The organism is Allobosea sp. P1_B10 (genome assembly GCF_056406735.1).
Map to the genome: position 1 here is coordinate 77,174 of NZ_JBFTZP010000004.1, position 12,952 is coordinate 90,125.

10 protein-coding genes are annotated in these 12,952 nt (G+C 66.2%); 4 read left to right on the forward strand and 6 right to left on the reverse strand.

Annotation, left to right across the window (positions count from 1 at the left end):
- Positions 1 to 5: 5 nt before the first annotated feature.
- Together AC1D2L_RS11040 and AC1D2L_RS11045 are read left to right on the forward strand one after the other, a co-directional pair.
- Positions 6 to 416: an NADH:ubiquinone oxidoreductase subunit NDUFA12 gene (locus AC1D2L_RS11040; protein ID WP_476845920.1), complete on the forward strand. Its 411-nt coding sequence runs from the start codon at positions 6 to 8 to the stop codon at positions 414 to 416.
- A gap of 110 nt (positions 417 to 526) precedes the next feature.
- Entirely contained in the window at positions 527 to 1,159 is a 633-nt protein-coding gene (locus tag AC1D2L_RS11045; protein ID WP_476845921.1) for a DUF2155 domain-containing protein, read from the forward strand.
- On the opposite strand, the gene aat is transcribed toward AC1D2L_RS11045, so the two are convergent.
- From aat to AC1D2L_RS11070, 5 genes are all read right to left on the reverse strand, one after another.
- On the reverse strand, positions 1,160 to 1,789 hold the full coding sequence (gene aat / locus AC1D2L_RS11050) for a leucyl/phenylalanyl-tRNA--protein transferase (RefSeq protein ID WP_476846258.1): 630 nt from the start codon (positions 1,787 to 1,789) through the stop codon (positions 1,160 to 1,162).
- A gap of 191 nt (positions 1,790 to 1,980) precedes the next feature.
- Positions 1,981 to 3,345: an acetyl-CoA carboxylase biotin carboxylase subunit gene (gene accC / locus AC1D2L_RS11055; RefSeq protein WP_476846259.1), complete on the reverse strand. Its 1,365-nt coding sequence runs from the start codon at positions 3,343 to 3,345 to the stop codon at positions 1,981 to 1,983.
- Positions 3,346 to 3,380: 35 nt separating this feature from the next.
- Positions 3,381 to 3,842 (reverse strand): acetyl-CoA carboxylase biotin carboxyl carrier protein, encoded by a 462-nt coding sequence (gene accB / locus AC1D2L_RS11060; RefSeq protein ID WP_476845922.1) that lies wholly within the window; start codon positions 3,840 to 3,842, stop codon positions 3,381 to 3,383.
- Between the two features lie 68 nt (positions 3,843 to 3,910).
- Positions 3,911 to 4,369, reverse strand: a complete 459-nt coding sequence (gene aroQ, locus AC1D2L_RS11065; protein ID WP_476845923.1) for a type II 3-dehydroquinate dehydratase — start codon at positions 4,367 to 4,369, stop codon at positions 3,911 to 3,913.
- A 109-nt stretch (positions 4,370 to 4,478) separates the two neighbouring features.
- On the reverse strand, positions 4,479 to 5,294 hold the full coding sequence (locus AC1D2L_RS11070) for a DsbA family protein (RefSeq protein WP_476845924.1): 816 nt from the start codon (positions 5,292 to 5,294) through the stop codon (positions 4,479 to 4,481).
- Between the two features lie 226 nt (positions 5,295 to 5,520).
- Between AC1D2L_RS11070 and AC1D2L_RS11075 the strand changes: the two genes are divergently transcribed.
- Positions 5,521 to 6,711: a pyridoxal phosphate-dependent aminotransferase gene (locus tag AC1D2L_RS11075; protein WP_476845925.1), complete on the forward strand. Its 1,191-nt coding sequence runs from the start codon at positions 5,521 to 5,523 to the stop codon at positions 6,709 to 6,711.
- An 86-nt stretch (positions 6,712 to 6,797) separates the two neighbouring features.
- Positions 6,798 to 9,056: a mechanosensitive ion channel family protein gene (locus tag AC1D2L_RS11080; protein ID WP_476845926.1), complete on the forward strand. Its 2,259-nt coding sequence runs from the start codon at positions 6,798 to 6,800 to the stop codon at positions 9,054 to 9,056.
- A 401-nt stretch (positions 9,057 to 9,457) separates the two neighbouring features.
- Here the strand turns inward: AC1D2L_RS11080 and AC1D2L_RS11085 are convergent, their stop codons facing one another.
- Entirely contained in the window at positions 9,458 to 12,319 is a 2,862-nt protein-coding gene (locus AC1D2L_RS11085; protein ID WP_476845927.1) for an Rne/Rng family ribonuclease, read from the reverse strand.
- Between the last annotated feature and the right edge of the window lie 633 nt (positions 12,320 to 12,952).

The following is a 12,952-nucleotide window of genomic DNA, read 5'->3' on the forward strand; positions in this document are numbered from 1 at the left end:
TCGTGATGAAGCAGACCTTGCTGCAGATCTTTACATGGTGGAACGGCCAGACCATTGGCACTCGTTTCCACACCTGGCGCTTCGGCGAGCGCGTCGGCGCCGACGAGTTCGGCAATGTCTACTATCGCACCAAGGGTGGCGTGAAGGACAAGGCGCTCGGAATCCAGCGCCGCTGGGTCGTCTATAACGGCGATACAGAGGCCTCCAAGATCCCGGCCGGCTGGAATGGCTGGCTGCACCACACAGTCGATGTCGCGCCGTCTGAGGAAAGCTACAAGCCGCGCGAGTGGCAGCAGCCGCACCAGCAGAACTGGACCGGCACTGCGCTGGCCTACCGGCCGCAGGGCTCCACGCTGGCGTCTGGCGAGCGCCCGGCGGCAACCGGCGACTACGACGCCTGGACGCCGGGGCGCTGATCCGCCCTGCGGATCGCTGCCATACCGGCAATGCCCTTTTTCCGCTGCGTTTTGCGTGTTACTGCGCGCCGTCGCGGTTCGGCCGCGCTTTGAAGAGATTCGCAAGCCGCATGCCGACGCCTCTCCGCATTGCCGCCCTGAAAGGGCTGGTTTCCGCCACGCTGCTCTCACTTGCGCTGACCGGCCCCGCCATGGCCGATCGCATTCGCAATCCCACGGCCGTCTTCGCCGGGCTCGACAAGATCACCGGGCGGATCATCTCGTTCGAGGTGGCGGTCGACGAGACCGTGCAGTTCGGCGCACTGCAGATCACGCCTCGCGTCTGCTGGAGCCGGCCGCCGACCGAGGCGCCGCAGACCGACGCCTTCACCGAAGTCGACGAAGTCACCTTCAACAACGAGTACCGTCGCATCTTTACGGGCTGGATGTACGCCTCCAGCCCCGGTCTGCATGGCGTCGAGCATGCGATCTATGATGTCTGGCTGACCGACTGCAAGGGGGGCACCGAACTCGTCGTCGATCCCAAGGAGCCCGAGGCTCCCATGCCTGCAGAAGAGCCGCGCCGGCCGCGCACGACACCGCCGCGCGATGCCAGCCAGCAGCCGGTTGCTCCAGGCGGGCGCATCGATGTCCAGCCGCCGCAGGGCGTGCCCGTGGCACCGCGCCAGGCTCCGAGCCAGCGCTTCTTCCCGACCAATCCGACAGGTCGCGGCGCGCCCGATCCGGCCGGCGGCAGTCGCTGATCAGCCCGCAGTGAGTTCGGCCAGCGCCTGCACACCGGTGACCGGCTCGCCCTTCGGCCAGGACCACCATTGCGCGTTGCGCGCGGTGGCGCGTTCGAGCAGTCCCTGATAGGCCGCACGCGGCACTTCCAGCGTGCCGAACTGGGCGAGGTGACTGGTCTGGAACTGCGCGTCGAGCAGGCAATAGCCGCCGCGCCTCAGACGGGCCACGAGATGGACCAGCGCGACCTTCGATGCGTCGGTCTCGCGGTGGAACATGCTCTCGCCGAAGAAGGCGCAGCCTAGCGACAGGCCATAGAGCCCGCCGACGAGTTGGCCCTCGCGCCAGCATTCCACGGTGTGCACATGGCCCAATCGAAAGAGCTCGCGGAAGATCTCGCGAATGCGGCCGTTGATCCAGGTCTCGGGCCTGTCGGGCTTGGATTCGGCGCAGGCCGCTATGACCGCGTCGAAATCGGTATCGACCCTGATCTCGAATCTGTCCGAGCGCACCGTGCGAGCCAGGCGCGAGGCCAGATGGAAACGGTCGAGCGGGATGACGCCGCGCAATTCCGGCTCGACCCAGAACAGGCTGGGATCGTCGGCGCTGTCGGCCATCGGAAAAATGCCGGCGGCATAGGCCCGCAGCATGACCTCGGGCGTGATCACCGGCGAGCGGACGGGCACGGATCGAGCTTTCATGATCGGATGGGAGCGCGGCTGCGTCGCCAAGTCAAACGGTGACGCGTCAATGCGGCACCTGGCTGGCAAGATGCGTCCAGACCCGTTCATCGTTCACCGTCATGGCCGGGTCGGAGCCGGCCATGACGGAGCGGCGCGTGTCAGGATTCGTCGGCTTCGCTCATTCCGCCGGCCGCGAGAAATTTCTCGAGCCAGTGAATGTTGTAGTCGCCGTTCAGGATGTCGGGGTTGCGCACCAGCGTGCGGAACAGCGGTAGCGTGGTGTCGACGCCGTCGACGACGAACTCGTCGAGCGAGCGGCGCAGGCGCATCAGGCATTCTGCCCGGTTGCGACCGTGGACGATCAGCTTGCCGACCAGCGAGTCGTAATGAGGCGGGATGATGTAGCCCTGATAGACAGCCGAATCGACGCGTACGCCGAGGCCACCAGGCGTATGGAACGAGGCGATCTTGCCGGGCGACGGGCGGAACGTCGCGTGATGCTCGGCATTGACGCGGCATTCGATGGCATGGCCCTCGATCACCACATCCTTCTGCTGGATCGAGAGCGGCGCACCCGCTGCGATCCGGATCTGCTCGTTGACGAGGTCGATGCCGGTGATCATCTCGGTGACGGGATGCTCAACCTGGATGCGCGTGTTCATCTCGATGAAGTAGAACTCGCCATCCTCGTAGAGGAACTCGATCGTACCGGCGCCGAGATAGCCCAGCTTGGCCATCGCAGCGGCGCAGATATTGCCGATCTTGTCGCGCTCGCCGGCGTTCAGTGCGGGTGAGGGACCTTCCTCCCAGACCTTCTGGTGGCGCCTCTGCAGCGAGCAGTCGCGCTCGCCGAGATGGATGGCGTGGCCCTTGCCGTCGCCGAGCACTTGGATCTCGATATGGCGCGGCTTCTCGAGATACTTCTCGATGTAGACGGCGTCGTCGCCGAAATTGGCCTTGGCCTCGGTGCGGGCGGTCGAGAGCGCAACCGACATCTCTTCGGCCTCGCGGACGACCTTCATGCCCTTGCCGCCGCCGCCCGACGCTGCCTTGATGATGACGGGGAAACCGATCTCGGCGGCAATGCGCAGGGCTTCGTCATCATCCGTGACGCCGCCTTCGGAACCCGGCACGCAGGGGATGCCGAGCGCCTTGGCGGTGCGCTTGGCTTCGATCTTGTCGCCCATGCTGCGGATGTGCTCGGCCTTGGGACCGATGAACGTGATGTTGTGGCGTTCCAGGATCTCGGCAAAGCGGGCGTTCTCGGAGAGAAAACCGTAGCCGGGATGAACCGCATCGGCGCCGGTGATCTCGCATGCGGCGATCAAGGCTGGGATGTTGAGATAGCTCTCGCGCGCCGATGGCGGACCGATGCAGACGCTCTCGTCGGCGAGGCGCACATGCATGGCGTTGGCGTCGGCAGTCGAGTGGACCGCGACGGTGGCGATGCCGAGTTCCTTCGCTGCGCGCAGGACCCGCAGCGCGATCTCACCCCGGTTGGCGATCAGGATCTTGTCGAACATCTTGAAGTTGCCTGCGTCCAGTGCTCCGGCCGCGCTCACTCGATCACCAGCAGCGGCTCGCCGTATTCGACGGGCTGGCCGTCCTCGACCATGATCGCGACGATCTTGCCGGCACGGGGCGCGACGATGTCGTTGAAGGTCTTCATGGCCTCGACCAGGAGCACGCGGTCACCGGCCTTCACGACACTGCCGATCTCGACGAAAGGCTTGGCGTCCGGGGAGGGGCGGCGATAGGCGGTGCCGACCATCGGCGAGGGAACGGCGCCGGGATGGGCGGCAGCCGCCTTGCCTTCGGTGGGAGCGGCGATGGCAGCGGACGCTGCGGCCATGACCGGCGCAGCGACAGCCTGCGGCACCTGAACGGTTGCCGTGATGGTACGGGCGACGCGCACGCGCAAATCACCCTTCTCGACTTCGATCTCTGTCAGATCGGTCTCGTTCAGCAATTGAGCGAGTTCGCGAACAAGTTCAGGATCGATAGGGCTTTTGATTGCCATGGCGGTTTCACCGTCTTCGTAGTCTTGGACAGGAGCGCTCGACGCGCTCACGATTGAATAGAGCGAATTCAGGCTGCGGACTTGGCCGCGCGCTTCTGGAGAAGCGGCACGATCGCGTCGAAAGCAAGGTCATAGCTGGCGACGCCGAAGCCGCAGATCACGCCGACGCACACCGGAGCCATATAGGAATGGTGCCGGAATTCCTCGCGGGCATGGACATTCGAGACATGAACCTCGATCGCCAGAGCATCGGTGCCCTTGATGGCATCGCGCAGGGCGACCGAAGTGTGGGTATAGGCGCCCGCATTGATCACGATACCGGCGCCGGCGAGGCCTGCCTCCTGGATGAAGGTCACAAGCTCGCCTTCATAGTTGGTCTGGCGAAACGTCAGCTCGACACCGGCGGCATTCGCCTTGGCCTTCAGGCGTTCTTCTACGCCAGCCAGCGTCACCGCGCCATAGGTGGCGGGTTCGCGGGTTCCGAGGAGATTGAGATTGGGTCCGTTGAGGACGTGGACGGCGACCATAGGCGCTAGCTGATCCGGCACCGCGCGAGGGCGGCAGACGCCGCTCTCATAAACGCTGCCGGCCCGCAGGGGAAGCCTGCAGGCCGGTCAAAGTCGTATAGAAACGGGCTCAGCCGCTGCAGGTCGCCTTGCCGCATTTGCGGACGGACTCGATCTTCTGCTTCAGCGCGGCCTGGCCGACAGCACCAAAGACGACCTCATCGCCGATAATGAAGGCGGGCGTTCCCGTCAGGCCGAGCCGGTCACCCAGCGCGACGGTGTCCTCGATCGCGCCACGGGTCGCGGCGGATTCGACATCCTTCTTGGCGCGCTCGACATCGGCGCCGAATTCCTTGGCGATTTCCAGTGCCTTGGCGCCGTTGACGCGTCCCTTGACCGCCATCAGCTTGGTGTGGAAGTCAAAGTACTTCGCGCCCTGGAGCTGGCCGCGAACGGCAAGAGCGACGCGGCTGGCCTCGACCGAATCGGGCCCAAGGATCGGAAAGTCCTTGATCACGATCTTGAGGCGCGGGTCGTCCTTGGCGATAGCGCGAATATCCTCCATCGCCCTTTTGCAGAAGCCGCAATTGTAATCCATGAACTCGACGAGGGTAACGTCGCCCTGCGGGTTGCCGACGATCACCGAGGTCGCGGGATCGATGAGTCGGGCCTGCTCCGCGGTGACGGCATTGCGCTGTGCATCGGCCTGGGCAACAGCATTGCGACGCTCAAGCTCGATCATCGCTTCCTGGATGATCTCGGGGTTCTTCAACAGGGTTTCGCGCACGATGTCGGTCACGGCCTTGCGCTGTTCCGGCGTCAGGGACTGAGCGGAGGCGGGCGCGACCGCGGCCGACAGCATTGCGGCGAGACCAAGCGTCGCGATGCCCGTGCCGGCATGTCGCAAAGCTGACAGCGCCCAGCGGGGCAGGGTCGAAATGGCCATCTCGTCATCCTTTCGGGGTCGCGCGCCGGCATGTCCTGGCGCAACGTCGTTGCTCGGGTTCTCGACTCTCATAGGGCCGGCGTCAAATCACAGCTTTGCCACCGCGGTGCTCGGCGACGCCCGAGTCGCGGGCAGGGCGATACGCAAAAACCGGTTTCCGCTTTTCGGCATGATGCTCTAGGGCAAAGCCGCCGGCGCCATTTTGCCGAGCGATACGGATTTTGACATGACCTCCACCCTGCCGCCCGCCCTCCAGATCCCCGCGCTCGCCGCACGCGCCGAGCGCGTATCCCCCTTCATCGTGATGGATGTCATGAACCAGGCGGCTGCGATCGAGCGCAGTGGAGGCTCGGTCGTCCACATGGAAGTCGGCCAGCCCTCCGCGCCGACCCCCGCCTCGATCCGTGCCGCCGCATCGGCCGCGCTCGAGCATGGCCGCATCGGATACACCCAGGCGCTGGGCACGGATTCGCTGAGGGACCGCATCGCCAGGCATTATCGCGAGAGCTATGGCGTCAGCGTGGCGGCCGAGCGCATCGTGGTCACCACAGGCTCGTCGGGCGGATTTATCCTGGCATTCCTGGCCTGCTTCGAGCCGGGCGCGCGGGTCGCGATCACCGCGCCGGGCTATCCCGCCTACCGCAACATCCTGATCGCGCTCGGGCTCGAGCCCGTGGCGATCGAGGTGGGGCCCGATACGCGCTTTGCGCTGACGCCTGAGCTCATTGCCAAAGCCCATGCAGAGGCGCCGCTTGCCGGCGTGCTGACGATGAGCCCGGCCAACCCCACCGGCGTGGTGATGGCTCCCGAGGCGATCGCCGCGGTTGCGTCCGAATGCCGACGGCTCGGCCTCTGGTACATCTCGGACGAGATCTACCACGGACTGACCTACGAGACGCCCGCGACGACCGCACTCTCGGCTGACGACGATGCGATCATCGTGAACTCGTTCTCAAAATATTACTGCATGACCGGCTGGCGAGTCGGCTGGCTCGTGGTGCCGCAGCGCATGGTCCGCACGATCGAGCGGCTGCAGCAGAACCTTTCAATCTCCGTTCCCTATCTCAGCCAGGTGGCGGGTGAGGCGGCCTTCGACGCCGTAGAGGAATGCGAGGCGATCAAGGCCGGCTACGCCGAGAACCGCGCCTTTCTGCTGAAGGCGCTGCCGGAGATCGGGCTAGGCGACTTCCTGCCTGTCGACGGAGCCTTCTACATCTATCTCGACATCGGCCGGTATTCGAACGATTCCATGGCCTTCTGCCGAAGCGCTCTCAATGAAGCCGGGGTCGCCATCACGCCCGGGCTGGATTTCGACGAGGCACGCGGCGCGCGCACAGTCAGGCTGTCCTTCGCCGGATCGCTGGCGGAATGCGAAGACGCGGTTTCGCGCCTCGGCAGCTGGCTGAAACGGCGCTGACAGGCGGTGCTTGCCAAGGGCGGCGCGGCGTCCGCATTCTCCTGACAAGCAACACCGGGTTGGGATCGGCAGGGCGGAGAACGAGGATGCAGGACGGCCCTGGCTGGCGCCAACGCGCAGCAATACCGAGACGCATTGCGGCTCTGGTTTTCGCCGCACTAAGCTGGCTCGCTCCGCTTGAGGCAGCGGCACAGACGGACGCGCCGCTGACGCTGACACTGCGCGGCGACGAGACACCGGAGGCCATCCGCAAGCTCGTCGACGCCCTTGCCGTCGGTGGCCGCAAGGTCGAGGTCAGGCTGGCAGAGCCCAAGGTCCATGCCGCTCCTGCTGCGCCTGCGGCCGCGACATCGGATGCGTCCGAGGCGACCGCCCCGGTCCCGCCGCCGACCATGGCAGGATCGCGTCTCGAGATGATCTGGGAGCACTTCGTCGCCGGGTTTGATCACGGCAACGCGGCGATTCCGCGTATCGTCGACCTCCCGGCTGACTGGAGCCGGGCCTGGGCCCAGAATATCAACGGCAGCACGGGAGCCTCCGCCGCAGCGCGCGTGCTGGCCTGCCTCGCCATCGCCTTTGGCGCCGCTTTTATCTTCCGGCGCGCCACGGCTGGCTGGTTCGCGCGCCGGCTCGTGCCGAAGGGCACGGAGTTCACGCCCCGGCTGATCGCATCGTCTTTCGGTCTGTTGCAGGACCTCGCCTGCATCGCGGTGCTGCTGGCGGTCGGTCGCACCATGCGAGGATACTGGCTCCCGGCCGACGACCTTGCGTTGATCACGTTCAGGACCGTGGGCAACGGCGCCGCGATCGGCGCTGCCTATATCGCGGTTGGTCGCTTCCTGCTTGCGCCCGGGGTCCCGGAGCGCCGGCTGCTGCCGCTGCCGCGGGCCGAGCGACACTTTTTCCTGCTCACGCTCTATGGCATCGCCACGCCCCTGGTGGTTTCGAGCGCCTTGCTGGCGCAGCGGGTCACAAGTCCCGAGGCTTTTGCCGGCTTTTTCGCCGTCACAAGCCTCGGCATTACGATTTTCAAGGTGTGGTGGTTTTTCAATGCGCGCCACGACCTGACCGCGCTTGTCCTGCGCTATCAGGATGTACCGGGACCCGGCCTCCGGATTCTGGCCGCGATCACGCCCTGGTTCTATATCACGAGCGCCATCGATATCTGGGCTGTCGGGCGGGCGGCGCCGATGATGGCCGGGGGCGGACGCTGGACCGAGGCCGCGGGACTGACGCAGTTGATCATCGTGCTCGCTCCGATCCTTGCGGTTGGCGTGACCAGCCTTCTGGCGTGCCGCCATGCGCATCGGGCTGCGCTGGTCGAGCCGACCCCGCTCGCAAGCGCCTTCCAGCGCGCGATCCGGGCCGGCGCCGGAGGACTTATCTGGGCCGGCAGCCTCTATCTCATGGCGAGCCTCTGGGCGGGGTTCCTGCTCGGCGTGAGCTCGACCCAGTTTGCCGACTTCACCCGGCAGGCCAGCGGCATCGCCTTCCTTGGCTTCGGCGGCTGGGTGGCACTCGTGTTCCTGCGCGCCTTCTTCGATGCCTATACCCCCAAGCCCAAGACGATCATGCCTGGGGACGAGGATACGCCGCATGAGGAGAGCGTTCCGTCGCGGCTGGCCACGGTGCTGCCCGTGCTGCGCGGCGTCGTGCTCAGCGCCGTGATCGGGCTCACAGCACTCGTCGTGCTCTCGCGCATGGGCGTCGATATCGGGCCGCTGCTCGCCGGGTTCGGTATCCTCGGTCTCGCCATTTCGTTCGGGTCGCAGGCTCTCGTGCGCGACATCGTCTCCGGCTTCTTCTTCATGCTGGAGGACGCCTTCCGCGTCGGCGAATACGTCGATAACGGCCGGCTCAAGGGAACGGTCGAGAAGATCTCGTTGCGCTCGGTGCAGTTGCGGCATCAGAGCGGGCAGATCCACACCGTCCCGTTCGGCCAGATCGCGTCGCTGACGAATTCCAGCCGCGACTGGGCCACCGTCAAGTTCAACGTCAGGCTCGACCACTCCGCCGATATCGAGGTCGCCCGCAAGACCATCAAGAAGACTGGCATCGCGATGATGGAGGACCCGGAGTTCGGCCCGCATTTCATCGCGCCGCTGAAGATGCAGGGCGTCGCCGACATTACGGACAGTGCGGTCGTGGTCCGGCTGAAATTCACCGCCAAGCCCAACCAGGCTTCCGGCGTGCAGCGCGAGGCGCTGAAGCGGATCTACCGTGCGCTGAACGAGGCGAAGGTTCCGTTCGCCTCGAACGCCGTCACCGTGCGAGGCGGCGACGCCAATAGTGCGGCAGCCGCGATATCGACCGTGCCGCCGCCGAGCCCGCTCGCGCCGGTGTAAGACGCCGTTGGCCGGCTGGGCGGCGGCGCGCCTGGCCTCGGATTCTCCAACGTGGACTCGAGGACTTCCGCGAATACGTGTCTCAGCGCCCTGTCGTTGCGCTACCCGTTCTGAATTGCACCCTTTGCAGGTAGACGGCCAGCGGGCTCCCGGACGAGCCCATCTCCTTCGCCTATATCCGGAAGCACCGGCGCGGGAATGTCCCCTGTCCGGACGAGGTTCCGCGTTGCATCCGGAGGCGTGGTGCGGCGTCAGTATCGACAGCGCGGATCTGTGCACATTTCAGATCCGTCCACGCGCCCGGCTGTCCGCACAGCGAAGGCCGCCGGGACGTCAGGTCACCTGCCGCATAGCACCCAGAAAGAAAAAGGCCGCTGCGGTGTCCCGCAGCGGCCTGATTTTCAGCTTCGTCCAGCCAGCTTGTTCCACCAGCCGCCGCGCTTCGGGCGGTCCGGATCGGGCGGGGTCAGAACTACCGCCACCGGCTCCTCGACGACGCGGGGAGCAGGCTCAGGGGCAGGCTCGGGCTCCGGAGCGGCTGCGACGGGCTCAGGCGCTGCGGGCGCCGGCTCCGAGGGCTCCGGGGTTGCAACGGCCTCGGCATCCTCTGTCACGGTCACGGCCTTCTTGCGGGGAGCGCGCGTGCGCTTGGGCTTGACAGCGGGAGCGGTCTCCTCGGCCGCGGCCGGGGCGGCCTCGACCGCTTCCGCGACTGTCTCGGCGATCACCGCGGGAGCCGCGACCTCGACCTCGACCTCGGCCGGAGCTTCGGCGCCGGCCTTGGGCTTGCGTCCACCGCCACGACGGCCACGACGCGGCTTGGCGTCCTCGGCTTCTGCGGCAACCTCGGCGACGGGCTCGGCAGCGACGGCTTCCGCCGCGACGTCCGGAGCCTGCGCAACAGCGGCCTCGTCCTCGGTCGGGGCGGGCGCGGCGGCGGTCTCGTCGCCGTCCTCCTCGCCGTCTTCGCTCTCGTCGTCGCCTTCGCTGTCGCTGCCGCCGTCGAGCCGCACGCCATTGGCGTCACGCTCGCCGCCACGCCGACGACGACGCCGACGACGACGCTTGCGCCCACCATCGCCACGCGCCTCACCGGCCTCGGCCTGCTCGGCAGTTTCCTCGCCGGCCACAACTTCGGCAGGCACGGTCTCGGCATCGAGCGCCTCGGCCTCGGCCGCGGCATCGAGCGCCTCATCCTCGAGGTCAGCCGGAAGCGCCTCGGCCTTGAAGGTCGACGGAACGATCCTGCCCTCATTGCCGACGAACTCGCCGCGCTCGACTTCGAAATAGCGGGTGCCGAGCAGCGTGGCGTCCACCGCGATGCTGATCGAGATCGCGAAGCGGGTCTCGAGCTCGCTCAGATGCGCGCGCTTCTGGTTCAGGACATAGAGCGCGACCTCAGGCCGGGTACGGACATTGAGGTTGTGCGAGGCGCCCTTGATCAGGTTCTCCTCGAGCGCGCGCAGGATCTGCAGCGAGACCGAAGCGGCCGAGCGCATCATGCCGGCGCCGGCGCAGTGCGGGCAGGGCACGGAGGAGCTCTCGAGCACGCCGGTGCGGATGCGCTGGCGCGACATCTCGAGCAGGCCGAATGCCGAGATGCGGCCGACCTGGATCCGGGCGCGGTCGTCCTTGAGGCAGTCCTTCAGCTTCTTCTCGACCGCGCGATTGTTGCGGTTCTCCTCCATGTCAATGAAATCGATCACGATGAGGCCGGCAAGGTCGCGCAGGCGCAACTGGCGGGAGATCTCCTCCGCCGCTTCGAGGTTGGTCTTGAGGGCGGTGTCCTCGATGTTGTGCTCGCGGGTCGAGCGTCCGGAGTTGATGTCGATCGCGACCAGCGCCTCGGTCTGGTTGATGACGATGTAGCCGCCGGACTTCAGGGTCACGGTGTTGGAGAACATCGCGTCGAGCTGGCTCTCCACGCCGAAGGCGGCGAAGAGCGGGGTCTGCTCGCGATAGCTCTTCACGCTCTTGGACTGCCCGGGCATGAGCATGCGCATGAAGTCCTTGGCTTCGCGGTAAGCCGCGTCGCCGGCGACGTGAACCTCGTCGATATCCTTGTTGTAGAGGTCGCGGATCGAGCGCTTGACGAGGTTGCCCTCCTCATAGACCAGCGACGGCGCGACCGAACCGAGCGTGAGCTCGCGTACGCTCTCCCACATTCGCATCAGGTATTCGTAGTCGCGCTTGATCTCGACTTTCGTTCGCGACGCCCCGGCGGTCCGGAGGATGATGCCCATCCCCTCGGGCACCTCCAGCTCGGATGCGACTTCCTTGAGGCGCTTGCGGTCCTCGGCATTGGTGATCTTGCGCGAGATGCCGCCGCCCTTGCCGGTGTTGGGCATGAGCACGGAATAGCGGCCGGCGAGCGACAGGTAGGTGGTGAGCGCCGCGCCCTTGTTGCCGCGCTCTTCCTTGACGACCTGGACCAGGATGATCTGGCGACGCTTGATCACCTCCTGAATCTTATACTGGCGACGCGAATGGCGCTGCGGCCGCTCGGAGATGTCGTCCAGGGCGTCGCCGCCACCGAGCTGCTCGGGCTCCTCATGGGCGCCGTCTTCGCCTGCGTCCTCGTGGTCTTCGCCGCTCTCGTCGTTCTCGGCCGGGCTGCGAGCCTCGTCCTGCGCGGTCTCGCCTTCGTCCGATTCGGCCGCCTCGGCTTCCACGGTCTCGAAGGTCAGGGGCGCTGCGTTCTCGACCACAGCCTCGTCGCTGGATTCGGCGACGGCGGGCGCAAAGAATTCACCGAAGGCGGGAGCGCCCTCGTTGACCATCGCGGCTTCCTTGCCGTCGGTCTCTACATGCACCCCATCGGCGGTCTCGACGAGATCGGTGACCTCCGCATCGGCGCTGACGGTCTCGTCATTGTGCGCCTTCTTGGCGCGACCATCACGATCGCCGCGCCGTCCGCGATCACGGCGACCACCGCGCTTCTCGCGCTTCTCCTCGTCGCGCTCTTCCTCGCGGTCGGCGCGCGCTTCCTCTGCGATCAGCGCCTGCCGATCGGCCATCGGGATCTGGTAATAGTCCGGGTGAATTTCCGAGAAGGCGAGGAAGCCATGGCGGTTGCCGCCATATTCCACGAAGGCTGCCTGGAGTGAAGGCTCCACGCGGGTCACTTTCGCCAGGTAGATATTGCCCCGCAGTGGCTTGCGGCTGGCGGACTCGAAATCAAATTCCTCGACGCGGGACCCGCGGACCACCACGACCCGGGTCTCCTCCGGGTGGGTGGCGTCGATGAGCATCTTGTTGGCCATAGGGATTTTCCATGGGCGCGGCGGCCATCGCCCGCCGGGCTGCGGATAACGATCCGCTGCCGCGGGCAGGGGCGCCGCGCGAAGGCCGGTTTGTGCCGGCATGTTGCAGGATGGGGAATTCGATCGAGACAGAATTGCGGCCCGGGAAACCCGGCCGGGCGAAAGCCCCGGCACGGTCCGGCAGGAATGAACGAGTCACCGATATGTTCTGCGGTGTCGTAAGCCCCGACATCTGTCCTGACCTGCAGCGCACCGCCCGAACAGGGAGCACACCGCGTTTGCACGCTCGCGAAACTGGCCAGGCGCCGACAGTTCGTGACTGACGCCGACCGTCTGCGGACGATCCGTTTCTGGTTGCGCTGCTGCAGCCGGACCCGGGAGGATCCGTCGCCTTATGCTTGGCCCCGGACGCCGACGGATCCTCGGATCCGGATGCGCACCATGGGCGGCTTCGCAAAGCAACCACCTCCAATTACAGACAGGTGACAGTGATTTGCAAGCCACATGATTGGACGATCTCTCTCGCGCCGGGGCAGGGCGGTTTCCGGCCGCAGGTCGTCATGGTAACGCGCTGTTAAGTCATCGGACCGCTATGGTTAAGCCTTGGTGACGCGCTTGGGGACAATTCGCCCG

Bases quoted from the DNA above. Each gene is read 5' to 3' on its own strand.
- accB (WP_476845922.1), bottom strand. From the start codon at position 3,842: ATGGCAATCAAAAGCCCTATCGATCCTGAACTTGTTCGCGAACTCGCT.
- AC1D2L_RS11040 (WP_476845920.1), top strand. From the start codon at position 6: ATGAAGCAGACCTTGCTGCAGATCTTTACATGGTGGAACGGCCAGACC.
- accC (WP_476846259.1), bottom strand. From the start codon at position 3,345: ATGTTCGACAAGATCCTGATCGCCAACCGGGGTGAGATCGCGCTGCGG.
- AC1D2L_RS11085 (WP_476845927.1), bottom strand. From the start codon at position 12,319: ATGGCCAACAAGATGCTCATCGACGCCACCCACCCGGAGGAGACCCGG.
- AC1D2L_RS11075 (WP_476845925.1), top strand. From the start codon at position 5,521: ATGACCTCCACCCTGCCGCCCGCCCTCCAGATCCCCGCGCTCGCCGCA.
- AC1D2L_RS11045 (WP_476845921.1), top strand. From the start codon at position 527: ATGCCGACGCCTCTCCGCATTGCCGCCCTGAAAGGGCTGGTTTCCGCC.
- aroQ (WP_476845923.1), bottom strand. From the start codon at position 4,369: ATGGTCGCCGTCCACGTCCTCAACGGACCCAATCTCAATCTCCTCGGA.
- aat (WP_476846258.1), bottom strand. From the start codon at position 1,789: ATGCTGCGGGCCTATGCCGCCGGCATTTTTCCGATGGCCGACAGCGCC.
- AC1D2L_RS11070 (WP_476845924.1), bottom strand. From the start codon at position 5,294: ATGGCCATTTCGACCCTGCCCCGCTGGGCGCTGTCAGCTTTGCGACAT.
- AC1D2L_RS11080 (WP_476845926.1), top strand. From the start codon at position 6,798: ATGCAGGACGGCCCTGGCTGGCGCCAACGCGCAGCAATACCGAGACGC.